Source organism: Streptomyces sp. NBC_00461, from assembly GCF_036013935.1.
Taxonomy (GTDB): domain Bacteria; phylum Actinomycetota; class Actinomycetes; order Streptomycetales; family Streptomycetaceae; genus Streptomyces.
The window spans coordinates 2,130,998-2,155,340 of sequence record NZ_CP107902.1 but is presented as its reverse complement, the minus strand read 5'-3'; the positions used below and the strand labels follow the sequence as shown (position 1 = coordinate 2,155,340).

The 24,343-nt window shown below is 70.3% G+C and carries 20 protein-coding genes; 16 read left to right on the top strand and 4 right to left on the bottom strand.

Translation table 11 applies throughout. The features are described 5' to 3' along the window. The first annotated feature begins 19 nt into the window (after positions 1 to 19). Together OG870_RS10285 and OG870_RS10280 are read left to right on the top strand one after the other, a co-directional pair. Entirely contained in the window at positions 20 to 1,627 is a 1,608-nt protein-coding gene (locus OG870_RS10285; RefSeq protein ID WP_266511612.1) for an MFS transporter, read from the top strand. Between the two features lie 465 nt (positions 1,628 to 2,092). Next, entirely contained in the window at positions 2,093 to 3,283 is a 1,191-nt protein-coding gene (locus tag OG870_RS10280) for an acyl-CoA dehydrogenase family protein (RefSeq protein WP_266585685.1), read from the top strand. A 37-nt stretch (positions 3,284 to 3,320) separates the two neighbouring features. On the opposite strand, the gene OG870_RS10275 is transcribed toward OG870_RS10280, so the two are convergent. Then, positions 3,321 to 3,761, bottom strand: coding sequence for a cell division protein SepF (locus OG870_RS10275; protein ID WP_266511606.1), 441 nt, complete (start codon positions 3,759 to 3,761; stop codon positions 3,321 to 3,323). A gap of 302 nt (positions 3,762 to 4,063) precedes the next feature. Between OG870_RS10275 and OG870_RS10270 the strand changes: the two genes are divergently transcribed. Next, positions 4,064 to 5,230 (top strand): DUF5685 family protein, encoded by a 1,167-nt coding sequence (locus tag OG870_RS10270; RefSeq protein ID WP_266511603.1) that lies wholly within the window; start codon positions 4,064 to 4,066, stop codon positions 5,228 to 5,230. A 114-nt stretch (positions 5,231 to 5,344) separates the two neighbouring features. After that, positions 5,345 to 5,941 (top strand): GTP-binding protein, encoded by a 597-nt coding sequence (locus OG870_RS10265; protein ID WP_266842218.1) that lies wholly within the window; start codon positions 5,345 to 5,347, stop codon positions 5,939 to 5,941. Between the two features lie 10 nt (positions 5,942 to 5,951). On the opposite strand, the gene OG870_RS10260 is transcribed toward OG870_RS10265, so the two are convergent. Further along, entirely contained in the window at positions 5,952 to 6,902 is a 951-nt protein-coding gene (locus OG870_RS10260; protein WP_327690819.1) for an ABC transporter substrate-binding protein, read from the bottom strand. 406 nt (positions 6,903 to 7,308) lie between these two features. Between OG870_RS10260 and OG870_RS10255 the strand changes: the two genes are divergently transcribed. The 9 genes from OG870_RS10255 (at position 7,309) to OG870_RS10215 (ending at position 17,470) form a co-directional block, all read left to right on the top strand. Next, positions 7,309 to 8,166 (top strand): amino acid ABC transporter permease, encoded by an 858-nt coding sequence (locus tag OG870_RS10255; protein ID WP_266511598.1) that lies wholly within the window; start codon positions 7,309 to 7,311, stop codon positions 8,164 to 8,166. Next, the gene (locus OG870_RS10250; RefSeq protein ID WP_266841281.1) at positions 8,163 to 9,920 is read left to right on the top strand and encodes an FAD/NAD(P)-binding protein; all 1,758 of its coding nucleotides are present in this window, start codon (positions 8,163 to 8,165) and stop codon (positions 9,918 to 9,920) included. The genes OG870_RS10255 and OG870_RS10250 overlap by 4 nt, the downstream gene beginning before the upstream one ends. Before the next feature lie 26 nt (positions 9,921 to 9,946). Beyond that, on the top strand, positions 9,947 to 10,708 hold the full coding sequence (locus tag OG870_RS10245; RefSeq protein WP_323178388.1) for an amino acid ABC transporter ATP-binding protein: 762 nt from the start codon (positions 9,947 to 9,949) through the stop codon (positions 10,706 to 10,708). 13 nt (positions 10,709 to 10,721) lie between these two features. Further along, a complete protein-coding gene (locus OG870_RS10240; protein ID WP_266585691.1) occupies positions 10,722 to 11,819 on the top strand; it encodes an LLM class flavin-dependent oxidoreductase in 1,098 nt (365 codons plus the stop codon). Further along, the gene (locus OG870_RS10235; RefSeq protein ID WP_266588500.1) at positions 11,816 to 13,126 is read left to right on the top strand and encodes an NtaA/DmoA family FMN-dependent monooxygenase; all 1,311 of its coding nucleotides are present in this window, start codon (positions 11,816 to 11,818) and stop codon (positions 13,124 to 13,126) included. Before OG870_RS10240 ends, OG870_RS10235 begins: the two co-directional genes overlap by 4 nt. 24 nt (positions 13,127 to 13,150) lie before the next feature. Then, positions 13,151 to 13,930, top strand: a complete 780-nt coding sequence (locus OG870_RS10230; protein WP_266585692.1) for a DUF1684 domain-containing protein — start codon at positions 13,151 to 13,153, stop codon at positions 13,928 to 13,930. A 209-nt stretch (positions 13,931 to 14,139) separates the two neighbouring features. Further along, positions 14,140 to 15,039 (top strand): S1 family peptidase, encoded by a 900-nt coding sequence (locus tag OG870_RS10225; protein ID WP_266585694.1) that lies wholly within the window; start codon positions 14,140 to 14,142, stop codon positions 15,037 to 15,039. A gap of 212 nt (positions 15,040 to 15,251) precedes the next feature. Beyond that, on the top strand, positions 15,252 to 16,157 hold the full coding sequence (locus OG870_RS10220; protein WP_266585696.1) for a slipin family protein: 906 nt from the start codon (positions 15,252 to 15,254) through the stop codon (positions 16,155 to 16,157). 230 nt (positions 16,158 to 16,387) lie between these two features. Continuing rightward, on the top strand, positions 16,388 to 17,470 hold the full coding sequence (locus OG870_RS10215) for a S1 family peptidase (protein WP_266511580.1): 1,083 nt from the start codon (positions 16,388 to 16,390) through the stop codon (positions 17,468 to 17,470). 217 nt (positions 17,471 to 17,687) lie between these two features. On the opposite strand, the gene OG870_RS10210 is transcribed toward OG870_RS10215, so the two are convergent. Continuing rightward, positions 17,688 to 18,722, bottom strand: coding sequence for a DUF3533 domain-containing protein (locus tag OG870_RS10210; protein WP_266585698.1), 1,035 nt, complete (start codon positions 18,720 to 18,722; stop codon positions 17,688 to 17,690). A gap of 133 nt (positions 18,723 to 18,855) precedes the next feature. On the opposite strand from OG870_RS10210, the gene OG870_RS10205 reads away from it, so the two are divergent. Further along, complete coding sequence (locus OG870_RS10205; RefSeq protein WP_266585700.1) at positions 18,856 to 22,296, top strand: DNA polymerase III subunit alpha; 3,441 nt, start codon at positions 18,856 to 18,858, stop codon at positions 22,294 to 22,296. Next, positions 22,293 to 23,267 (top strand): DNA polymerase Y family protein, encoded by a 975-nt coding sequence (locus OG870_RS10200; protein ID WP_266511571.1) that lies wholly within the window; start codon positions 22,293 to 22,295, stop codon positions 23,265 to 23,267. Before OG870_RS10205 ends, OG870_RS10200 begins: the two co-directional genes overlap by 4 nt. 3 nt (positions 23,268 to 23,270) lie before the next feature. On the opposite strand, the gene OG870_RS10195 is transcribed toward OG870_RS10200, so the two are convergent. Further along, positions 23,271 to 23,645 carry a cupin domain-containing protein gene (locus OG870_RS10195; RefSeq protein ID WP_266585702.1) on the bottom strand — a complete coding sequence of 125 codons (375 nt, stop codon included), beginning with the start codon at positions 23,643 to 23,645 and terminating at the stop codon, positions 23,271 to 23,273. Positions 23,646 to 23,750: 105 nt separating this feature from the next. Here OG870_RS10195 and OG870_RS10190 point away from each other — a divergent pair, with 105 nt between their 5' ends. After that, positions 23,751 to 24,197, top strand: a complete 447-nt coding sequence (locus OG870_RS10190) for a MarR family winged helix-turn-helix transcriptional regulator (RefSeq protein ID WP_266585703.1) — start codon at positions 23,751 to 23,753, stop codon at positions 24,195 to 24,197. Positions 24,198 to 24,343 lie beyond the last annotated feature (146 nt).

The following is a 24,343-nucleotide window of genomic DNA, read 5'->3' as shown; positions in this document are numbered from 1 at the left end:
ACATCTGGGAGGTACGTACATGTCCGGGACGACCACGGCCGCCGCTGCGCTGCGCCGTCGGGCGGCCGGGGCCGGTGCAAACCGCTGGGTCGTCCTCGTCGTCCTCTGCACGAGCCTGCTGCTGGTCGCGGTCGACGCGACAGTGCTGCACGTGGCGGTGCCCGCCGTCACCGAGGACCTCAAGCCCGGCGCGATATCGCTGCTCTGGATCGTCGACGTCTACCCCCTCGCCTGCGCCTCGCTGCTGATCCTCTTCGGCACGCTCGGCGACCGGGTCGGCCGCAGACGGATCCTCCTTCTCGGCTACGGCCTCTTCGGCGTCGCCTCCGGTCTCGCGGCCCTCGCCCACGACCCGCTGGTTCTGATCCTCGCGCGGGCGCTGCTCGGCGTCGGCGGCGCGATGATCATGCCCGCGACGCTCTCGATCCTCCGCCAGGTCTTTCCGGACCGGCGCGAGCGGGCGGTCGCGATCGGCGTCTGGAGCGCGGTCGCCGCGGTCGGCGCGGCGGTCGGCCCGCTGCTCGGCGGCTTCCTCCTTGAGCACTTCTGGTGGGGCTCGGTCTTCCTCGTCAACATCCCGCTGATGCTGGTCAGCCTGCCGGTGGGCCGGCTGCTGCTGCCCGAGTCGCGGGGGGCGGGCGACGGCCCCTGGGACGTCGTCGGCGCGCTGATGGCCGCCGCCGGACTGTTCGGCGTGGTCCTGGGCGTGAAGCAGCTCGGCGGCGGCGATCCGGGCGTGCTCGCCGCGGTGCCCCTGGCCGTGGGCGCGCTGCTGCTGGTCCTTTTCGTACGACGGCAGCGGCGCCGTACGCACCCGCTCGTCGACCTCGGAATGTTCGCGCGGCCCGCCTTCAGCACGGCCGTGGGGTGCATCGTGCTCGCGATGCTCGCCCTGGTGGGCCTTGAGCTGATCGCGGCGCAGTATCTGCAGCTGGTGCTGGAACTGTCACCGCTGGAAACGGGACTGCGACTGCTGCCGCTGACGTTCGCGGCGATGGCGGCGGGCCTGGCGGGGGCGCGCATGCTCCGCCGTTTCGGCCCGCGCCGGATGGTCTGCTTCGGGTTCTGCCTCACCGCCGTGGCCGTACTGGTGCTCACGGCGATGGGCGCGACCGACAACACGGGCCTGCTGCTGTCCGGGTTCCTCCTGCTGGGCTTCGGCCTGGAGACGACGCTCTTCGGGGCGTACGAGTCGATGCTGAGCGAGGCCCCGCCGGCTCAGGCGGGTGGCGCGGCGGCGATCGGCGAGACGTCGTACCAGCTCGGGGCGGGCATGGGCATCGCCCTCCTGGGCACCGTCATGAACGCGGCCTACACGCCCGGACTCTCGAAGGTGCCCGGCGTCCCCGCGTCGGCGTCCTCGGCCGCGGGGCATTCGCTGGGCGAGGCGTACGACGTCGCCGCGCGGCTCGGCGGGCCCGTCGGAGTGGCGCTGCGACGGGCGGCCCGGGACTCCTTCGTGCACGGGCTGCATGTGACCCTGCTGGTCAGCGCGGGACTGCTGCTGCTCGGTGCGGTGATGGCGCTGCGGTTGCCGCGGGTCATGCAGTGCGGCGAGCCTGCGGCAGCGGCAACGGTGGACCTCCCGGCACCCCGAGAAGTAGCCGACTCCCGCGTCTCGGCCTGACCGATGTGCGGCTCCGCCGCGGGGCCATCGCTTGTCTGCGGCGCCATTGTGGCTGGTCGCGCAGTTCCCCGCGCCCCTCAGGGGCGTTGCGGTTGCCGCGGGTCATGCAGTGCGGGGAGCCTGCGGCGCCGGTGGAGTTGCCCGCGCCTCGGGAAGTCGCGGACTCCCGCGTCTCGGCTTGACCGATGTGCGGCTCCGCCGCGGGGCCATCGCTTGTCTGCGGCGCCATTGTGGCTGGTCGCGCAGTTCCCCGCGCCCCTCAGGGGCGTTGCGGTTGCCGCGGGTCATGCAGTGCGGGGAGCCTGCGGCGCCGGTGGAGTTGCCCGCGCCTCGGGAAGTCGCGGACTCCCGCGCCCCGCGCCCCTTTGGGGCGTGACACTGGACGTGCGGGAGGCGGCACCGTAGCGTCGGCCCGGAAATCGTAACTAGCGGTGCTAGTTTTCGTCGTGTGTCGGAGGGTGTCCCATGTCCGCGTCCTCGAAGTTGCCCCCCTTCGATCCCGCCGACCCGCTCGGGATCGACGACCTGCTGGAACCGGAGGACCTGGCCGTCCGCGACACGGTGCGGGCCTGGGCCACGGACCGTGTGCTGCCGTTCGTGGCCGACTGGTACGAGAAGGGGGAGCTGCCACAGATCAGGGAACTCGCCCGTGAGCTCGGCGGCATCGGCGCCCTCGGCATGTCGCTCACCGGATACGGGTGCGCGGGGGCGAGCGCCGTGCAGTACGGGCTCGCCTGCCTGGAGCTGGAGGCCGCCGACTCCGGGATCCGGTCCCTGGTCTCGGTGCAGGGATCGCTCGCGATGTACGCGATCCACCGGTTCGGGAGCGAGGAGCAGAAGCAGACCTGGCTGCCGCGCATGGCCGCCGGTGAGGTCATCGGCTGCTTCGGGCTGACCGAACCCGACCACGGCTCCGACCCCGCCGCGATGCGGACGTACGCCAAGCGGGACGGCGGTGACTGGATTCTCAACGGACGGAAGATGTGGATCACCAACGGCTCCGTCGCCGGGGTCGCGGTGGTCTGGGCGCAGACCGACGACGGGATCCGCGGGTTCGTCGTGCCCACCGGGAGCGCCGGGTTCTCCGCGCCCGAGATCAAGCACAAGTGGTCGCTGCGGGCCAGCGTCACGAGCGAACTCGTCCTCGACGACGTGCGGCTGCCCGCCGACGCCGTCCTGCCCGAGGTCGTCGGCCTCAAGGGCCCTCTCAGCTGTCTCTCGCACGCCCGTTACGGCATCGTCTGGGGAGCGATGGGCGCGGCACGCAGCTGTTTCGAGGCCGCCGTCGACTACGCGAAGTCGAGGGAGCAGTTCGGGCGGCCCATCGGGGGGTTCCAGCTCACCCAGGCCAAACTCGCCGACATGGCGGTCGAACTGCACAAGGGGATTCTGCTCGCCCACCATCTGGGGCGGCGCATGGACGCCGGCCGCCTGCGTCCCGAGCAGGTCAGCTTCGGCAAGCTCAACAACGTACGAGAGGCGATCGAGATCTGCCGTACGTCACGCACGATCCTCGGCGCCAACGGGATCTCGCTCGAATACCCCGTCATGCGGCATGCGACCAACCTCGAGTCGGTGCTGACGTACGAAGGCACCGTCGAGATGCACCAGCTCGTACTGGGCAAGGCGCTCACCGGACTCGACGCCTTTCGGTGAACCCTGCGCGGGGGCAGGGCCGGTGAGCGGCCCTGCCTCAGCTCTGGTTGAAGAAACCGTCCGCACGGCGCGCGGCCGGTTCCCCGCTCACGATCTCCGTGTCGGCCGGAGTGAGCAGGAAAACGCGGTTGGACACGCGGTCGATCGAACCGCGCAGGCCGAAGATGAGCCCGGCCGCGAAGTCGACGACGCGCTTGGCGTCGCCCGCCTCCATGGCGGTGAGGTTCACGATGACCGGCACGCCCTCGCGGAACAGCTCGCCGATGGCGCGGGCGTCCCGGAAGCTGTCCGGGGTCACCGTGCCGATGCGGCGGTCCCTTTCCTCCGCGGCTTCCGAGGCCACCTTGACCCGCGGGTCCGTGACCCAGGCCTCCCCGGGCTGCTCGGTCCCTTCGGAGTAGTCGTCGTCGTAGTAACGCTCGTCATCGTTGTCGTCGACGAGGCCAAGCCAGGCACTTGCCTTGCGTACCGATCCCATGGACGCCTCCTCTCACAGCGGTCCTTCTGCTTTCCGCACCCCTATGGTCATCCATGATGCGGTTGGCGCGCCAAGTGGATAGACGCCGCGCGGGGGGTTTGTGACGGTACTGGTGCAGAGCGAATCCGTCGAGAGCCCGGGTATCCCAAGGGCGTTGCAGTATGCCGATGCTGACTGTGAGTGAAATATGATTCTTCACGGCGTACGGGTGACGGGCGGGGCGTACGGGTGAACGGGGTGGTCGATACGATGCCGCCGCTCAACGCCGCATCAGAAGTCACATGCGTCACGGGGGGATCATCGTGTTCGGAATCGTCAGGCCCTGTAGCCATCGGCTCGGTGAGCGTCTCAAGTCCCAGTGGATGGCGCACTTGTGCGGGCTGTGTCTCGCGCTGCGCAAGGACCACGGGCAGTTCGCGCGGGTCGTCACCAACTACGACGGACTGCTCATATCGGTTCTGACGGAGGCTCAGGCGGAACGGGCCGGGAAATGGCGGCGTACGGCCGGGCCCTGTCCGTTGCGCGGGATGCGTACCGCGTCCGTCGCACAGGGAGAAGGAGCGCGGCTCGCGGCCGCCGTCTCGCTGGTGCTCGCCTCGGCCAAGGTCAGGGACCATGTCGCCGACGGGGACGGGCTGCTGGCGCGCAGGCCGGTCGCGCTCGCCGCACGCCGGGTGGCGTCGAGCTGGGGTGCGGCAGGGGCCCGTACGGGATCCGAGGTCGGGTTCGACACGGCGGTTCTCGTGGACGCCGTGGAGCGGCAGCTCGGCATCGAGGCGCTCGCCGGGCCCGGGACGCCGGTGCTGACGGTCACCGAACCGACGGAGACGGCCACCGCTGCGGCCTTCGCGTACACCGCGGTCCTGGCGGGACGGCCGGGTAACGCCGAGCCGCTCGCCGAGGCCGGGCGGCTGTTCGGTCGGCTCGCGCATCTGCTGGATGCCGTGGAGGACAAGGAAACTGACGCCGCGTCGGGTGCGTGGAACCCGCTCACCGCGACCGGGACCTCGCTCGCCGAGGCCCGGCGGCTCGCCGACGACGCCCTGCACGGGATACGGCTCGCGCTGCACGAGGTGGAGTTCGAGGAGGGCAAGCTGGCGCATCGGCTGCTCGTGCACGAGCTGCGCGTCTCCGTCGACCGGGCCTTCGGAACGGCGGCCTGTGCGCACGGGTCGGCCCCGACGCCGGCCGGGTCGTACGCGCCGCCCGGCGGTCCCGGTGGCCCGCCCCTGCCCCCACAGCCGCCTCGGCGCGACAGGCGCGGGCTGCTGGCGGGCTGTGCGGTGTGGGCGGGGCTCGCCTGTACGTGCCAGATGTGCTGCGGCGAGTACGACGATCCGTGGAGCCATGAGCGCAAGGACGGGCTCTGCAAGGACACGGACTGCGGCGATTGCTGTGAGTGCTGCAGCTGCTGTGACTGCGACTGCTGTGATGGGTGCGACTGCTGCGACTGCGGGTGTGACTGCTGAACCGGCGGTTGCGCGATTCCCGGGCGTGGGCGGTGAACGGTGAACGGCCCTTGGACGTAAAGCCTGTTGGGGAGCGACAGTCGTGCTCGAAGGGGCCGGGAAGGATCGGGGATGATGTCCGGGCGCTCTGACAGGATCGTCCCGCTCGCCGTGAAGGTCGTGGTGAGCGGGGGGCTCGGGGTCGGCAAGACCACGTTCATCGGGGCGATTTCGGAGATCGAGCCGCTGGACACGGAGGCTGCGATCACGCAGGTCTCCGTGGGTGTGGACTCGCTCGAAGGGGTCGAGTCGAAGACGACCACGACCGTTGCGCTGGACTTCGGGCGGATCACTCTCGATCCGACGATCGCGCTGTATCTGTTCGGCACGCCCGGGCAGGGGCGGTTCTCCTTCATGTGGGAGGAGCTGGCGGAAGGGGCCCTGGGGACGGTGGTCCTCGCGGACACCCGGCGGATCGAGGACTGCTTTCCGGCTGTTGACTACTTCGAAGCCCGGGGTGTGCCTTTCGTGCTCGCCGTGAATCTGTTTGACGGGGCCGAGCGCATCGAACTCGACGAGGTCCGGGAGGTGTTGGGGCTGCGTGAGGATGTGCCGGTACTCGAGTGCGATGCGCGGGAGCGGTCCTCCGTGCGGGATGTTCTTGGGGCGTTGATGGATCGGGTCCTGGGTGTTCGGGGTGCGTCCAGGAGAGGCGTGGTGATGGTGCGTTAGCGGGGGCGGGTCAGTTTTTCAGTTCCGGCGGGGAGATCCGGGACTTCTCGATCGCCGAGCCCGTAGTGCCCCACTTCTTGAGGATCTTGGTGTAAGTACCGTCCGCTATCAGCTTGTTCACCGCCGACTGGAAAGCGGGCGCGAGTTTCGTGTTCTTCTTGAAGGCGAAACCGACATCGAGGCGGTGGTATTCGTTGAGGAACTTCACGCCTTCCTGGTGGGCCACCGCGTAACGCAGGCCATTGATGGTGGACATCACGACATCGCTGCGGCCCTGCTGGAGTGAGGACCAGATGGCTCCCTGTTCGCCGTAGGTCTGTACCGCGTAGGCCTTTTTGCCGGCGTCCGTGCAGACCTTCTTGTTCTCCTCCAGCGTGGCCTCGAAGGTGGTGCCCGCGCCGGTCGCGACGTTCAGGCCGCACAGCTGCCTGAGGTCCGTGACCTTGGACAGCTTGCTGTCCTTGCGGGTGGCGAAGCCCTGGCCGTCGTTGATGTAGGTGACGAAGTCGATCGTTGTGCGGCGTTCGTCCGTGACGCCGAAGTTGCTGGCGCCGAAGTCGTACTTGCCGCTGTCGAGGGCCGGCAGGATCGCCTCGAAGCCTGCCTGCTCGGTCTTGAGGCTGATGCCGAGCACCTTGGCCACGGCGTTCGCGAAGTCGACGTCCTGGCCGGTGAGGGTCTTGCCGTCGGCCAGGTAGGTGGTACCGGGCGGGGTGCCGCCGACGCTGATGGCGACCGTCAGGCCCTTGACGCCCGAAGGCAGCAGCCTGGCGGACTTCTCGTCCTTGCCGACGGCGGAGACGACGTCGGTGGTGGGGACCTTGTCGGACTTGTCCGCCGCGCCCACGGCGTCGGTGGTGCCGTCCGCACCCGAGCCGCACGCCGTGAGAAGCAGTGTCGCCGCGGTGATCAGGGCAAAGGGGGTGATGAGTCTGTTTCGGGCATGCAGGGGTGTGCGCATGGCTGGGCGGTCTCCTGAGAGCGAGAAACGCTGAGTGAGGGGAGGGCGCGTGTGAAGGCGAGAGAGGAGAACGCAAAAAGAGCGCCCCGAGAATTCAGGGCGGGGCAGGGGGTCAGCTCAACAGGAGGAGGACCACACGCGACCGAGGTCGATGTGGGAGCGCTTGACCAGCCACTGCTGTGGATGCATGGGCCAAGTGGAACAGGCATCCGGTTGTGCGTCAACTGACTTGAGACGTACCGCTCACAGTTCGGACAGCCTTGACAGTGAGGGGAAACGCACACGTAGTCTCGACAGGCGGCCCCGCTGAGGGGCTCGGCCGCATCCGTGTGAAGGCACCACCCGTGTTCGACTCTCCTCCGTTCTCGGCTTCGCCCGAGCGGGGGACCCACCACGGAGCCTTCCCATGTCTTCCGACACCCTCGCCAAAGTTCCCGCCGTCCCGGACCTGCCGGAGCGCGCGGAGGCCCTGCGGATCGTTCCGCAGCGCCGGTTCGGTCAGTGGACCGCCGCGGTCGTCGTTCTGGCGCTCCTCGGCCTTGCCGTCAACTCCGTCCTGCGCAACAAGGCGTTCCAGTGGGACGTCGTCGCCGACTACTTCACCTCGGACTCCGTCCTGCGCGGGCTGTGGCTCACGCTGTGGCTGACCGCCGTCGTGATGGTGCTCGGGTTTGCCCTCGGCACCCTGCTCGCCGCGTTCCGCCTGTCCGCCAACCCCGTTCTGAGGAGCGTGAGTTGGGGGTACGTGTGGCTGTTCCGGTCGATTCCGATCCTGGTGCAGCTGCTGCTGTGGTTCAACATCGGGGCCCTCTACCCGGAGCTGTTCGGGGTGCGGACGGTCGACCTGCTCGGGCCGGTCGAGGTCGCCATCGTGGGGTTGACCCTGCACGAGGCCGCCTACGCCGCCGAAGTGGTGCGCGGCGGCATCCTGGCCGTCGACCGCGGGCAGATCGAGGCCGCCCAGGCGCTCGGGCTGAGCAGATGGCGGCGCTGGCGGCGGATCGTGCTGCCGCAGGCGATGCGCTCCATCGTGCCGCCCGCCGGGAACATGCTGATCGGCGCCCTCAAGGGCACGTCCATCGTCAGCGTCATCGCGGTCAACGACCTGCTGTTCTCAGCCCAGTTGATCTACCACCGCACCTACCAGGTCATCCCGTTGCTGATGGTGGCCACCCTCTGGTACACCGTCGTCACCTCGGTACTGGGCCTCGCCCAGTACTACGTGGAGAAGCACTACGCCCGCGGTTCGGCAGGCGCGCGATGAGGCCTTCCCTGGTGATCGTCGGGGCCGGTCCGCGGGGGACCGGTCTCATCGAGCGGATCGCCGCCAACGCGCCCGAGCTGTACGGCGGTTCGGGCCTCGACATCCACCTCGTCGACCCCCATCAGCCGGGCGCCGGACGCATCTGGCGCGCCGCGCAGTCACCGCTGCTGTGGATGAACTCCCACGCCGAGGACATCACCATGTTCACCGACGAGACGGTGGCCATGGAGGGCCCGGTGAGCGAGGGCCCCACGCTGCACGAGTGGGCCGGCATCGACGGCCGCGTCTTCGCCGACCGGCCGCTGCAGGGGTCGTATCTGCGCTGGGTGCACGAACGCGCTGTCGCCGCCCTGCCACCGGACGTCACCGTCCACCACCATCCGCGGCGCGCCCTGCGGGTCAGCGGCCCCCGCGAGGGCCGCCAGCAGGTGTGGCTGGAGGGACGGCCGCGCCCGCTCCCCGCCGACCTCGTCGTCCTCGCGCTCGGCCATCTGGACGCCGAACTCGACGACGAACAGAGCGCGTTGGCGACGTATTCCCGAGATCACGGTCTGCTGCACCTCCCGCCCGACTTCACCGCCGACAGCGACCTCTCCGCGCTGAAGGCCGGCGAACCCGTCCTCGTGCGCGGGTTCGGACTCGCCTTCGTCGACCTGATGGTGCTGCTGACCGAGGGGCGGGGCGGACGGTACGAGGGCGACACGTATGTGCCCTCGGGGCAGGAACCGGTGCTGTACGTGGGCTCGCGGCGCGGAGTGCCGTACCACTCGAAGATCGGCTACGACTGGAGCGGCGAACGGCCGCCGCTGCCACGGTTCTTCGGGCCTGCCGAGGTCGACGAGCTGCTCGCGCGGCCCCAGGGGTTCGACTTCCGGCGGGACGTGTGGCCGCTGGTGGCGAAGGAGCTGGGGTTCGCCCACTACCACCGGCTGTTCACCGTGCATCCGGAGCGGACGAGCGTCGCCTGGAGCGTCTTCGAGGAGAAGTACGCGGCCGCGGCCGACGTCGCCGAGCGGGAGGCGCTCGTGGCGTCCGCCGTGCCCGACCCCGCCGACCGGCTCGACCTGGACGCGCTCGACCACCCGCTGGACGGGGTGCGGTACGGCTCGTTCGAGGAGTTCCAGGAGGGACTGCGCGGCTATGTCGAGGGGGATCTGAGCAGACGTCATGATCCGCGGTACAGCCCGGACCTGGCGGTGTTCCTCGCGCTGCTCTCGGTCTACGGCCAGCTGGTCCGGCTCGGCGGCATCGGCCCCTGGTGGCACGGCTTCTTCAGCTATGTGGCCTCCGGGCCGCCCGGGCCGCGACTGCGGCAGATGCTGGCGCTCTCCCGCGCCGGTGTCCTGAAGTTCCTGGGCGCCGGCATGACTGTCAGCGGCGAGGACGGGGTGTTCCGGGCGTCGAGCGCCACCGTGCCGGACTTCTTCGTCGAGGCGAGGACGCTGGTCGAGGCCCGACTGCCCGAGCCCACCGTGGGACGGGCCCGCGACGCCCTGCTGCGCGAACTGCACGCCGACGGCGTCGCCGAGACCCCCGACGGGCTGCTCCGGGTGGACCCCGGCGACGGGCGGATCCTCGACCGGGCGGGCCTGCCGCATCCCCGGCGGTTCGCGCTCGGGCCCTACACCGACGGACGCACGCCCGGAGCCTTCACCCGGCCGCGCACCGGCGGTCCCGCCTTCCGGCAGAACGACGCGACGGCACGGGCCGCGCTGCGGTTCCTGTCCCGGCTGTCCTCCCAGGCGGCCGCATGACACCCCGATCCCAAGGAAGCCCCGCGATGAGCGTCATGGTCGACATCAGGTCCGTCCACAAGAACTTCGGCTCGCTCGAAGTCCTCAAGGGCATCGACCTTCAGGTGCGCACCGGTGAGGTCACCGTCGTCCTCGGCCCGTCCGGCTCCGGCAAGTCGACGCTGCTGCGCACCGTCAACCATCTGGAGAAGGTGGACCACGGCGCGATCAGCGTGGACGGCACACTGATCGGCTACCGGCGCTCCGGCGACAAGCTGCACGAACTGCCCGAGCGCGAGGTGCTCAAGCAGCGCACGCGGATCGGCTTCGTCTTCCAGAACTTCCATCTGTTCCCGCACCTGACCGTGCTGGACAACGTGATCGAGGCGCCGGTCTCCGCGCTGAAGCGGCCCCGGAAGGAGGCGATGGCCGGCGCGCGCCGGCTGCTGGAGCGGGTCGGCCTCGCGGACAAGGCCGACGCCTATCCCCGGCAGCTCTCCGGTGGCCAGCAGCAGCGCGTCGCCATCGCCCGGGCCCTCGCCCTGGAGCCGAAGCTGCTGCTCTTCGACGAACCGACCTCGGCGCTCGACCCCGAGCTGGTCGGTGAAGTACTCGACGTCATAAGGGACTTGGCCGGACAGGGCACCACGATGATCGTCGTCACGCACGAGATCGGGTTCGCCCGCGAGGTCGCCGACACGGTGGTCTTCATGGACGACGGGCGGATCGTCGAGCAGGGCACGCCGGAGGACGTACTGGACCGGCCACAACAGGAGCGCACGCGGGCGTTCCTCTCCAAGGTTCTCTGAAGGGATCCCCCACATGACCTCATCGCACGGCCGGGGGCTGCTGCACCTGGCCGCCGCCCTCGATCAGGAAGGCGCGTACGACGCCGGTTCCTACGTCGAACGCGCACGGCTCGCCGAGCGCGGCGGACTCGACTTCGTGACGCTGGGCGACACCTTCGCCCGCCCCGGACCCGACGCCCTAGCCGTCCTGTCCCGCATCGCCCCCGCCACGGCCCGCATCGGCCTGGTGCCCACCGTCACGACCACGCACACCGAGCCCTTCCATGTCCAGGCCGCCGTCGCCACCCTCGACTGGGTCAGCCGCGGCCGGGCCGGCTGGCAGATCGACGTGTCCACCACGGAGGGCGAGGCCCGCCTCTTCGGCCGCCGGCACGCGGCGCCCGTCGACGAGCTGTGGCACGAGGCGGGCGAAGTCGCCGAGGTGGCCGACCAGTTGTGGGACAGCTGGGAGGACGGCGCCGAGATACGGGACGTGGCGACCGGCCGGTTCATCGACCGGGACAAGCTGCACCACGTCGACTTCACCGGCACCACCTTCTCGGTGAAGGGCCCCTCCATCGTGCCGCGTCCCCCGCAGGGCCACCCCGTGCGCGTGATCGACGCCACCGAGGGGCACGCCCGGCGCACCGCGGCGCGCCACGCCGACGTGGCCCTCGTACGGGTCGCAAGCGCCGCACAGGCCGCCGCCGTACGGGAGCAACTGCGCCGTACCGCCTCGGAGTTCGGGCGCAACCCCGACAGCCTGCGCGTCCTCGCGAGCCTCCTCGTCGACCTCGGTGACGGTGAGCACGCGGCCGAGCCGGGCCACGGCGGGGGCGGCCCCCGGCAGAGCGCGCAGGGCCCCCGGTACCGGGGCGGCCCCGTGGACCTCGCCGAGCTGATCGCCACCTGGCACACCAACCGCGTCGTCGACGGCTTCCACCTCACGCCCACCGAGCCGCGCCGAGACCTGGAGCGGCTCGTCAACGGGACCGTGGCCCTGCTCCAGCACCGCGGCCTGTTCCGCACGTTCTACCCGGGCAGCACACTTCGGGAGCACCTGGGCCTCGCGAAACCCGCCAACCGGTACGCCGTGACAGGGGCGACGTCATGGACAGGGGCGACGTCATGACCGTACGACGGCCTTCGCGGAGACGGATCCATCTCGCCGCGCACTTCCCCGGCGTCAACAACACCACCGTATGGGCCGATCCGCGCTCGAAGTCACAGATCGACTTCTCGTCCTTCGAGTACCTCGCCCGCACCGCCGAACGCGGGCTGTTCGACTTCTTCTTCCTTGCCGAAGGCCTGCGGCTGCGCGAACACAAGGGCCGCATCCACGACTTGGACGTGGTGGGACGCCCCGAGTCGCTCACCGTGCTGAACGCGCTCGCCGGCGTCACCGAACACCTCGGACTCGCCGCCACCGTCAACGCGACCTTCAACGAGCCCTACGAACTCGCCCGCAGACTCGCCACGCTGGACCACCTCAGCGGCGGTCGGGCCGCCTGGAACGTGGTGACCTCCTCCGACGCCTTCACCGGCGAGAACTTCCGGCGCGGCGGCTTCCTCGACCGGGCCGACCGGTACACCCGCGCCGCCGAATTCGTCCAGGTGACACGGAAGTTGTGGGACTCCTGGACCGCCGACGGCATCCCCCGCCCCTTCGCGCACCGCGGGCGGCACTTCGACATCGCGGGCGAGTTCACCGTGCCGCGCTCACCGCAGGGGCACCCCGTCGTCATCCAGGCGGGGGACTCCGACGAGGGGCGGGAGTTCGCCGCCGCCACGGCCGACGTGGTCTTCACCCGGCACGGCTCGCTGGAGGCGGGGCGCGCCTTCTACGCCGACGTCAAGCGCCGCCTGGAGAAGTACGGCCGCGGCCCGGACGATCTGAAGATCATGCCAGGCGTCACCTTCGTCCTCGGCGACACTGCGGCACAGGCGCAGGAGAAGGCCTACCGGATCCGGCGCCAACAGGTCTCCCCGCAGAACGCGATCCTCGCGCTGGAGCAGATCTGGGGGGTCGACCTGTCCTCGTACGACCCGGACGGGCCCCTCCCCGAGATCGACCCGGTGGCCGAGCCGGGGATCAGCCAGGGCCGGACCCGGCGCGGCGACAGCGTCGTGATCGCCGAGAAGTGGCGGGCCCTGTCGAAGGAGAAGGGGTTGTCCATCCGGCAGACCGTGATCGAGGCGAGCGGCCGGCAGTCCTTCGTCGGCACCGCGGAGGCGGTCGCCGCCGAACTCGACGAGTTCGTGCAGCGGGACGCCGCCGACGGGTTCATCCTCCAACCGCTGATCACCCCGGGCGGACTCGACGAGTTCGTCGACAAGGTGGTGCCGCTGCTCCAGGAACGCGGCGCGTTCCGCACGGAATACCAGGGCGCCACCCTGCGCTCACATCTCGGATTGCCCGACCCGGTCCGGAAGGGCTGACCACATGACGACAGGACTGATCGCATGACCTCGGACGCGTCCGACGCATGGAAGCAATGGCAGGAGCACCGCGCCGAGACGGTTTCGGCGCCCTACGGGCCGCTCGCACTGACCGGCACGTACTGGTTCGAGGACTATCCGGACGGGCGACTTCCGGACATCCCCGGGATCTGGGCGGCCGACGGTGACTCGGTGGTGCTCGGCGCCGACGAGAGGGACGGCCTGACCGTGGACGGGCAGGTCCTCTCCGGTGAGGTCCGGCTCGCGGCCGATGCCGGCCCGGTGGCCGAGGCGCGTGTGGCGTACGGCGGACGCCGGCTGGTCGTGCTGGTCCGCGAAGGCGTATGGGGCGTACGCGACTTCGACCCCGACTCCGCGGCACGCCGGGCGTTCAACGGCATCGAGGCCACGCCCTACGACCCGCGCTGGTCGGTGCCGGGGCGCTTCACGCGGTACGGCGAGGACCGCACCGTACGCGTCGAGAACGCGGACGGACGCGAGCGCGGACTCGGGCTCGGCGGGGAACTGGCCTTCGAACTCGACGGGCGGGAGCTGACGCTCCAGGTCACGGTCCAGGGTGACGTCCTGTGGGCGGTCTTCGCCGACGCGTCCAGCGGGAGGGGCAGTTACCGGTTCCGGTTCCTCCACCCGGCCGCTCCCGACGCCGAGGGCCGTACGACCGTCGACCTCAACCGCGCCCTGCTGCCGCCGTGTGCTTTCGCCGACCACTTCATCTGCCCTTTCCCACCGCCCGGGAACACCCTGGACATCGCGGTCGAGGCGGGGGAGCGCAACTTGGTCTGAACCAGGCATGTATGGCCAAAACCCATGGTTCGTTCAAAGGTCTACGGCCGAAAGGCGCCCTTGCGCCTACCGGCCGTTCGGCCGAATACTCCCCGCAAGCGCTTGTCAGGGGCACGGCGTGTCCGGAATCCGGACGATCAGTGCCCCGGCTGCGCCTCACGGGCCCCGACCCCACGCGGGCCCCTTACTTCCCCTTGGGAGGAACGAACGTGAGGATCAAGCGCACAACCCCCCGCAGCGGTATCGCGAGACGGACCCGGCTGATCGCCGTCAGCACCGGACTCGTGGCCGCCGCAGCGATCGCGGTCCCCAGCGCGAACGCGTCCACCGCCACCCCCTTCAGTACCGCCCAGCTCAAGAGCGCCAACGCCTCGGTGCTGAAGGCCGACGTGCCGGGCACCGCCTGGGCCGTCGACAGCAGGACCAACCGTGTCGTCGTCACCGTCGACAGCACGGTCTCCCAGGCCGAGATCGCGAAGATCAAGAGCCAGGCCGGCGGCAACGCCGGTGCCCTGACCATCAAGCACACCCCGGGCACGTTCAAGAAGCTGATCACCGGCGGCGACGCCATCTACGGCGGCTCCTACCGCTGCTCGCTCGGCTTCAACGTGCACAGCGGGAGCACGTACTACTTCCTGACCGCCGGCCACTGCGGTGAGGTCGCCTCGACCTGGTACTCCAACTCCGGCCACTCCACGGTGCTGGGTACCAACGTCGGCTACAGCTTCCCGACCAACGACTTCGCGCTGGTGCGCTACACCAACTCCTCGGTCGCGCACCCGAGCGCGGTCGGCAGCCAGACCATCTCCGGCGCGGCCACTCCGAGCGTCGGCACGACGGTCTACCGTCGCGGCTCCACCACCGGCACCCACAGCGGCCGGGTCACCGCCCTGAACGCCACGGTCAACTACGGCAGTGGCGACGTCGTCTACGGCATGATCCAGACCACGGTCTGCGCCGAGGGCGGCGACAGCGGCGGACCCCTGTACGGCGGCAGCGTGGCCTACGGTCTGACCTCCGGCGGCAGCGGCAACTGCAGCTCCGGCGGCACGACCTTCTTCCAGCCGGTCACCGAGGCGCTGAGCTACTACGGCGTGAGCATCGGCTGACGGGCCGGCCGGGTCGACCTCGAAGAGGTCTCCGGTCTCCGGTCTGCGGCCCGCGGCCTGTGACAGGCAGCGGGCAGCGGTAGCCGGCAGAAGACGAGCCCCCGCAGGCAACTGTCGTGCGGGGGCTCGCCCTTGTCCGGGCCTCGGAGTTACCTTCGACGTACAGGCGGAACTCCTCTGTAATACGCCCACTTCGGACCCTGGGGGCCGGCATGGTCGAGGAGCTGGTGGCGGCGGGAGTGACCCTCGCGTCCGCCGGTGTGGTGTACGCGATGGCGGCCGCACGGGTCGTCAAGCAGTACGAACGGGGTGTGGTGTTCCGCCTCGGCAAACTCCGATCCGAGGTGCGGGAGCCCGGGTTCACGATGATCGTGCCGTTCGTGGACAAGCTCCAGAAGGTCAACATGCAGGTCGTGACCATGCCCGTGCCCGCACAGGAGGGCATCACCCGGGACAACGTCACGGTGCGGGTGGACGCGGTCGTCTACTTCAAGGTGACCGGGCCGTCCGAGGCGATCGTCCGGGTGGAGGACTACCGGTTCGCGGTCGCGCAGATGGCGCAGACCTCGCTGCGGTCCATCATCGGCAAGAGTGAGCTGGATGATCTGCTGTCCAACCGCGAAAAGCTCAACCAGGGCCTGGAGTTGATGATCGACAGCCCGGCCGTGGAGTGGGGTGTGACGATCGACCGGGTCGAGATCAAGGACGTCTCCCTGCCCGAGACGATGAAGCGCTCCATGGCCCGGCAGGCCGAGGCCGACCGTGAGCGGCGCGCGCGGGTCATCAACGCCGACGCCGAACTCCAGGCGTCGAAGAAGCTCGCCGAGGCGGCCCAGCAGATGGCGGACACCCCGGCCGCGCTGCAACTGCGGCTGCTGCAGACGGTGACGGCGGTCGCCGCCGAGAAGAACTCCACGCTCGTTCTGCCGTTCCCGGTGGAGTTGCTGCGGTTCCTGGAGCGGGCGCAGCAGAACACCGTGGCGCCGCAGCAGGTCGTGCAGCAGCCGGTGCAGCAGCCGGTGCAGCAGCCGGTGCAGCAATCGGTGCAGGAGCAACTGCCTTCTCCCGTGGCCCGCTTGGATCCGGAACCCGGAGGGTCGAAATCCGGACAGGACTAGACCTCACAGAGTGCGCACAGGCTACTCGCTCGTAGTGTTTGCAGAGCGAAGACGTGGGGTGACCGTGGACTGTCAAAAGTGAGGGGCGCGCGAAGACGCGTTCTACGCGCGTCCTGAAGAAGCCCTTGTGTGCTCCCTGTCGGTCTCGGGATAGTAGGCGCAGTTCAACGCCTTCCGGTTCGCGGGATCCCCACAATCTCGCGGGCCGACCCCCCACAGGAGGACGCGAGTTGAAGCACCGACGCATACCCAAGCGACGTGTGGCCGTGGCAGGTGCGGGCATCGCCGCGCTGGTCGCCGCGGCAGTCACCTTCCAGACCGCGAACGCCAGCGAGGCCCCGAAGACCTCCGCGCCCCAGACCCTGTCGGTCACGGCGGCCGGAAAGCTCGCCTCGACCCTCGGTGAGGACCTCGGCACCGACGCGGCGGGCACGTTCTACGACGCGAAGGCCAAGAGCCTCGTCGTCAACGTGCTGGACAAGACCGCCGCCAAAACCGTCGAGGCGGCCGGCGCCAAGGCGAGAATCGTCGAGAACTCCCTCGCCGAACTCAAGAGCGCCCACGCGACGCTGAAGCAGGACGCGACCATCCCCGGCACCTCCTGGGTGACCGACCCGACCACCAACAAGGTCGTCGTCACCGCCGACCGTACGGTCACCAAGGCCGAGTGGGCCAAGCTGACCAAGGTCGTCGACGGACTCGGCTCGGTGGCCGAAGTCCAGCGCACGAAGGGGGAGTTCAAGCCCTTCATCGCGGGCGGCGACGCGATCTCCGGCTCGGGCGGGCGCTGCTCGCTCGGCTTCAACGTGGTCAAGGGCGGCCAGCCGTACTTCATCACGGCCGGGCACTGCACCGAGGCCATCTCCACCTGGTCCGACTCCAGCGGCAAGCAGATCGGCACCAACGAGCAGTCCAGCTTCCCGGGCAACGACTTCGGCCTGGTCAAGTACACCTCCGGCGTGGCTCACCCGAGTGAGGTCGACCTCTACAACGGCTCCTCGCAGGCCATCACCCACGCCGCCGCCGCCACGGTGGGCGAGAAGGTGACCCGCAGCGGCTCCACCACCAAGGTGCACGGCGGCACGGTCACCGGACTGGACGCCACCGTGAACTACGGCAACGGCGACATCGTCAACGGCCTCATCCAGACCGACGTCTGCGCCGAGCCCGGCGACAGCGGCGGCTCGCTCTTCGACGGCGACGCGGCGATCGGCCTCACGTCCGGTGGCAGCGGTGACTGCACGTCCGGTGGGGAGACCTTCTTCCAGCCGGTCACCGAGGCGCTGTCGACCTTCGGTGCCGAGATCGGCTGAGCGTCACGCCGGTTGTGTGAAGTCCCGCCCCGCGCGCGAGGGGCGGGACTTTCGCGTGCGGGTGCCGGTTGGAGGGGCGTACGCCTGCGGCGCCTGTGCGGGTGGTGGGGGTGCGCGTAGTGCCTGTGGGGTGGGGGGAGTCGGGGCCGGGGCCCCTTCCCGTCGTGGGCGACTGACGGTCATGCATACGCCGTACGTCTACTGGCGCCCTGCGGGCTTACGGCGGCTGTGGTGGTAGGTCGGCGGCCTGGCGTCTGGTGCGCAGGGTTGCTGCCAGGAGTGTGATGACGATTCCGGCCGCCGCCCAGGCCGACAGGACCAGGAGGGCGCCCGTCGTGGCGTTGTCCTGGAAGTACGCGATCGAGCGGGCCACCCATGTGCCGGCGCCCGGCGGCAGCGCGGGACCGATCGCCTTCCAGAACGGCGGCAGCAGCGGAAGCGGGAAGGCGCCGCCGGCGCTCGGGTTTCCCGCGATCACCACGAGCAGGATCGCCAGGCCGATGCCGGCGATCCCGAAGACTCCCTGGAGGGCGAGGGTTGCCGCCCCGACCGAGAAGGTGACCAGGGCGCCGAGTCCCCAGAAGGCCATCACGCTGCCCGGCAGGGCGCCCAGGATCGGGCCGATGATGATCGCTCCGCCGAGTCCGCCGATGATCGAGACCAATGCCATGACGGTCAGTCGGATCGTCGCGCGGCGCGGGTTGGCGGGGCGGGCGCCCGTGCTGATCGCCAGGACCGAGGCGCACAGGTAGCCGCCGACGCACCAGCCCACCACCGCGTAGAAGGAGGACAGCCCGTCGAAGTCCTGGGAGGAGGCCGGGGCCACGTCCAGCGTCCGGACGGTCCGCTGCTGGGAGGCCTCCAGGAGGGTGAGGTATCGCTCCAGGGTGGTCGCGAGGACGGTGCCGCCGCCACTGGCGACCAGGAGCGTGTCGGTCGTCCGGGCCGGGTTGATGATCAGTGCCCCGTCGATGTCCCGGTTCAGGATCTGTTTTCGGGCCGTCGCCTCGTCGGCCACCACACGCGGGTCCAGTGGGGACCCCGGAAGCTGCTCCAGCCGGGTCACCGCCTGCTCGGCCGCGGCCCGGGGCGCGACGACTCCGAAGGGCACGTCCTTGGGCTTCGGGTCGTGCAGCGCCCCCACATAGGAGGTGATGAACAGCAGCTGGAGCGCGATCACGCCGATGACCAGCAGCGTGGTGCGCGGGGTGACCGCGTCCGTCACCTCGGCGAGAAAGCTCCTCTGTGTCATGTCCCCACAGTCCGAGGCGGTGGACGTTTCCGCAGGTGGGAGAGGGCCGAACGGCTGTCGTACATGTATTCGATTTTTGGTCTATGGTGGGGGTGAGGTAGTTGGGAACTGGTGTTCGAGGATGGGGGTGTGGATGTCCGGCTTCACGCATCTGCACACCGTCTCCGGGTTCTCCATGAGGTACGGGGCCTCGCATCCGGAGCGGCTGGCAGAGCGTGCCTCCGAGCGGGGTATGGACGCCCTGGCCCTCACCGACCGCGACACCCTCGCCGGCACGGTCCGCTTCGCCAAGGCCTGCGCGAAGGCGGGCGTCCGCCCGCTGTTCGGCGCGGACCTGGCGGTGGAGCAGCCCGTACGCGAGTCCGTACGGCGGGAAAGGCGCCGCACCCCTGTGCGTGGCGGCGCCTTCATCGACGAGTCGACACCCCGCGTCACCTTCCTCGCCCGGGATGGCGCCCGCGGCTGGGCCGACCTGTGCCGGCTCGTCACGGCCGCCCATGGCGCCGAGGGTGCGCCTCGGCTGGCTTGGAGCAGCAACCACGCCGACGGCCTGACCGTGCTGCTCGGGTCCGACTCCGACGTCGGCCGCGCGCTGGCCGCGGGGCGTCCGGACCGAGCCGGGAAACTCCTCGCGCCCTGGCGTGAGGTCTACGGCGACGCCCTGCGCCTGGAGGCCGTCTGGCACGGGCGCAAGGGCACCGGTCCCGGCTCACTGCGGCTGGCCGCCCGCACCGTGGGCTTCGCCGCCGAGCAGGGGATCCGGCCGGTGCTCAGCAATGCCGTGCGCTACGCCGACCCCGGCCTCGGCCCGGTCGCCGACGTCCTGGACGCGGCCCGCCGTCTGGTCCCCGTCGACCCGGGGCAGGAACTGGACTCCGGGGAGGCCTGGCTCAAGGACGCGGGCGCCATGCTGGACGCAGCCGAGCGGATCGTCGAGGCCGTCGGCTACCGGCGCGACACCGCATACCGCCTGCTGGAGCAGACGCGGGCGACGGCCGCCGAGTGCCTGGTCGACCCCGAGGACGACCTCGGCATGGGCGCCGTCCACTTCCCCGAGCCGCACCTCGTCGGCGCCGGCCGCCGCACCGCCCAGCGGGCGCTGGCGTCGAGGGCGGCGGCCGGGATGGTGGCGCACGGCCACTCCGGGAAGCGCGCCTACTGGGAGCGGATGCACCGGGAGCTGGACATCATCGCCCACCACGGCTTCGCCTCCTACTTCCTGACGGTCGCTCAGGTGGTGGACGACGTACGGGGGATGGGGATTCGGGTCGCCGCTCGCGGCTCGGGCGCGGGTTCGTTGGTGAACCATCTTCTGGGCATCGCGAACGCGGATCCGGTTGAGCACGGGCTGCTGATGGAGCGCTTCTTGTCGAAGGAGCGGGTGGTGCTGCCCGATATCGACATCGATGTGGAGTCCGCGCGGCGGCTGGAGGTCTATCGCGCGATCATCGGCCGGTTCGGCGAGGAGCGGGTCGCGACCGTCGCCATGCCGGAGACGTACCGGGTCCGGCACGCGATTCGTGACGTGGGGGCGGCGCTGTCCATGGATCCGGCCGAGATCGACCGTGTCGCCAAGTCCTTCCCGCACATCCGGGCGCGCGATGCCCGGGCGGCGCTGGAGGAACTGCCCGAACTCAGGGCGCTGGCGAGGGAGAAGGAGCGGTACGGGCGGTTGTGGGAGCTGGTCGAGGCTCTTGACGCCCTGCCTCGCGGAGTCGCCATGCATCCGTGCGGGGTGCTGCTCTCCGACGCCTCCCTTCTGTCCCGTACGCCGGTCGTGCCGACCAGCGGCGAGGGCCTGCCGATGTCGCAGTTCGACAAGGACGACGTGGAGGACCTCGGGCTGCTCAAGCTGGACGTGCTGGGGGTGCGGATGCAGTCGGCGATGGCGCACGCGGTCGCTGAGGTGGAGCGGGCGACGGGGGAGCGGATCGACCTGGATGCGTTGCGGGGCGGCGATCCGGCGACCTATCGGCTCATCCGTTCCGCCGAGACGTTGGGGTGCTTCCAGATCGAGTCGCCGGGGCAGCGGGATCTGGTGGGGCGGCTGCAGCCGGCCACCTTTCATGACCTCGTCGTCGACATTTCGCTGTTCCGGCCCGGACCGGTCGCCGCCGACATGGTGCGGCCGTTCATCGAGGCGCGGCACGGGCGGGCGCCGGTGCGGTATCCGCATCCGGATCTGGAGGAGCCGCTGAAGGGGACGTACGGGGTCGTCGTCTTCCACGAGCAGATCATCGACATCGTCGCCATCATGGCCGGCTGCGGGCGGGGGGAGGCGGACCGGGTGCGGCGCGGGCTGTCCGACCCGGAGTCGCAGGGGCGGATCAAGGTGTGGTTCGCGCAGCACGCGGCGGCCAACGGCTATGACGTGGAGACGATTCAGCGGGCCTGGGAGATCATCGAGGCGTTCGGCAGCTACGGCTTCTGCAAGGCGCATGCGGTCGCCTTCGCCGTGCCGACGTACCAGTCGGCGTGGCTGAAGGCCCATCATCCGGCTGCCTTCTACGCCGGGCTGCTCACGCACGACCCCGGGATGTATCCGAAGCGGCTGCTGCTGGCGGACGCACGGCGGCGCGGGGTGCCGGTCCTGCCGTTGGACGTGAACCGGTCGGCGGTCGCCCATCGTGTCGAACTGGTGTCTGAATCAGAGGGGTCGGAATCGGGGCCGGGCGTCTGGGGGCTGCGGCTGGCCCTCTCCGACGTGTACGGCATCAGCGAGGCCGAGGCGGCGCGGATCGCGGAGGGGCAGCCGTACGCCTCGCTGCTGGACTTCTGGGAGCGGGCACGTCCGAGCAGACCGCTGGCCGGACGGCTGGCCCAGGTCGGCGCGTTGGACGCCTTCGGCGCCAACCGCCGTGATCTGCAACTGCACTTGACCGAGCTGCGGCGGAGTTCAGGGGGTTCGGGCGGCGGCCAACTCCCGCTGGGAGGTGGGCGGAAGACGGCGCCGGCGGGGCTGCCGGATCTGTCCGACGCCGAGAAGCTGAGTGCCGAACTGGGGGTGCTGTCGATGGACGCCTCGCGCAATCTGATGGACGACCATCGGGAGTTTCTGGAGGAGTTGGGCGTGCTGTCGGCACGGCGGCTGCGCGAGGCCCGGCACGGCGAGACGGTCCTCGTGGCGGGCGCTAAGGCGGCCACCCAGACGCCGCCGATCCGCTCCGGCAAGCGGGTCATCTTCTCCACCCTGGACGACGGTACGGGCCTGGTCGACCTCGCCTTCTTCGACGACTCCCACGACGCCTGCGCCCACACCGTCTTCCACTCCTGGCTGCTGTTGGTGCGCGGGGTGGTGCAGCGGCGCGGCCCGCGCAGTCTCAGCGTGGTGGGCGCCGCCGCCTGGAACCTCGCCGAACTGGTCGAGCTGCGCGCCGAGGGCGGCCTCGACGAGGTGGCGGCACGGCTGGCGGAACCCGTGCCGGAAGGGGCGGGCGGAGATCCGGCACGAGGCCGGCGGATCCACATGCCCACCGGATACGAGATGAACCCGTGGGCCGATCTGCGGCCCGCCGGTCAAGATCCTTCGCAGGTACGGAAGTTGTGGCACCAGAGCCCGGGGAGTGCGGGATGACCATCGTGTGCGTACGTTTCCAGCTGCCTCCTACGCGCGAGGCCGCTCTGCCGGGGCTGCTCGGGTTGCTCGAGGAGTTCACTCCCGTCGTGGAGGCGCTGCCGCCGGACGGTGCGCTGGCCGATCTGCGGGGCGCCGAACGGTACTTCGGGCGCAGCGCGATCGAACTGGCGGCGGTGATCCGCGTCCGCGCCCTCGCCCTGCACGGTGTCGACTGCGTGATCGGCGCCGGGCCGGGCCCGATGCTGGCCCGTGTGGCCCTGAGTGACGCCCGCCCCGGGCTGACGTGCGAGGTCCCCGGCGATCCGGACGGCATCGCGGCGTTCCTCGCGGACCGTCCGGTCACCGCGCTCCCGGGCGTCGGCACGGCCACCGCACGCACCCTGCGCGAGTACGGTCTGGGCACACTGGGCCAGGTCGCCGCCGCACCGCTGTCCACGCTGCAGCGGCTGATCGGCGCGAGGGCGGCCCGCGAACTGCACGAGAAGGCGAACGGTGTCGACCGCGGCCGGGTCGTCCCGAACGGCGTCGCCCGTTCCCTCGCCGCCGAACGCCCCTTCACCCGCGACGAGTTGTCCCCGGACCGGCACCGTCGCGCGCTGCTCTCCGCCGCGGAGGAACTGGGCACCCGCCTCCGCGCCCTGGACAAGGTCTGCCGCACCCTCACCCTCACCGTCCGCTACGCCGACCGCTCCTCGACGACCCGCACCCGCACCCTCAAGGAACCGACCGCCCACTCGGCCGCACTGGCCGGGGCGGCCTACGACATGTACGAGGCCCTCGGCCTCCAGCGCGCCCGCGTCCGCAACCTCACCCTCCGCGCCGAATCCCTCACACCCGCCGAACAGGCCTCGCACCAGCTCACCTTCGACCCCGCCGACGAGAAACTCCGCCGTATGGAGGAGGCCGCGGACCGGGTGCGGGCGAAGTTCGGGCCGGGGGCTGTGATGCCGGGGACGTTGGCGGCGTAGGGCTCAGTTGGCCCAGGGCGGAGTGATCCGGGTGCCGTCGGCCAGTTCGGCCTCAAGGCCGATGGAGGTGGTGACCCAGGAGATCGCCGTCTGATCGGTGCGGTTCTCGACGCCGAGGGTCGCGCCCGGGTTGACGATGACCGTGTCGCCCGCGGTGATGCGGTCGGTGCGGCCGTCGAGGGTGATGAACAGTTCGCCGACGAGGAGGTGGAAGATCTCCTCTCGGGTGACGGTGTGCACGGGTGCCTCGGTGCCGGGAGGGATCTCACCGCGCCAGGCGCACAGCTCCTTGCTCCCGCTGAGCGGGGTGGCGTACGAGACGAAGCGGGCGCCGTGGATCTCGTGGGTGACGGCATCGGACGTGCGGATGACGGGCATGGGTGGCCTCCGGGTTCGGGAGTGGCGTCGGCGTCGTATGGTCAAGCCGCTTGACTATATGGTCAAGCTGCTTGACCAATTCGTCAAGGGTGTTTCAATGCCTCCGTGCACAACTCCGAGGCCATGGCCCTGTCCGCCGCCCTGCTCGCCGTCGCCGGTGAGCTCACCCAGCGCATCCATGAGGGTGTCGTCGCCCGTGGATTCGAGGGGCTCAGGCCCGCGCACGGCTTCGCCTTCGCGCGGCTCGCCCCGGACGGTGCGACCGTCACCGAGCTCGCCGCCCACCTCGGCGTGACCAAGCAGGCCGCCAGTCAGCTCGTCGACGAGATCGTGCGGAAGGGGTATGCCGAGCGCCGGGCGCATCCCGTGGACGCGCGGGCCCGGCTGGTCGTGCTGACCGAGCGGGGGTGGGCGTGCACCAGGGCTGCGGAGGAGGCGGCCGCCGCGGTCGTGCGGGGGTGGGCGGGAGTGCTCGGGGAGGGTGAAGTGCGGGCGCTGCGCGATCAGTTGGCGCGCATTGCGCCCTATGGCCCCATCAGGCCCGCCTGGTGACGCTTCGTCAGCGTCTACTGCGGAGTCAGTTACCACTGGAAGTTTTTACTGACACGTAACTTCACACTTGGGCTACTCGTCCGTAACTTGACGAGTGAACAGCATCCTTCGTGATCCGGATCACAGGGCGTAAGGCCATCGCAACT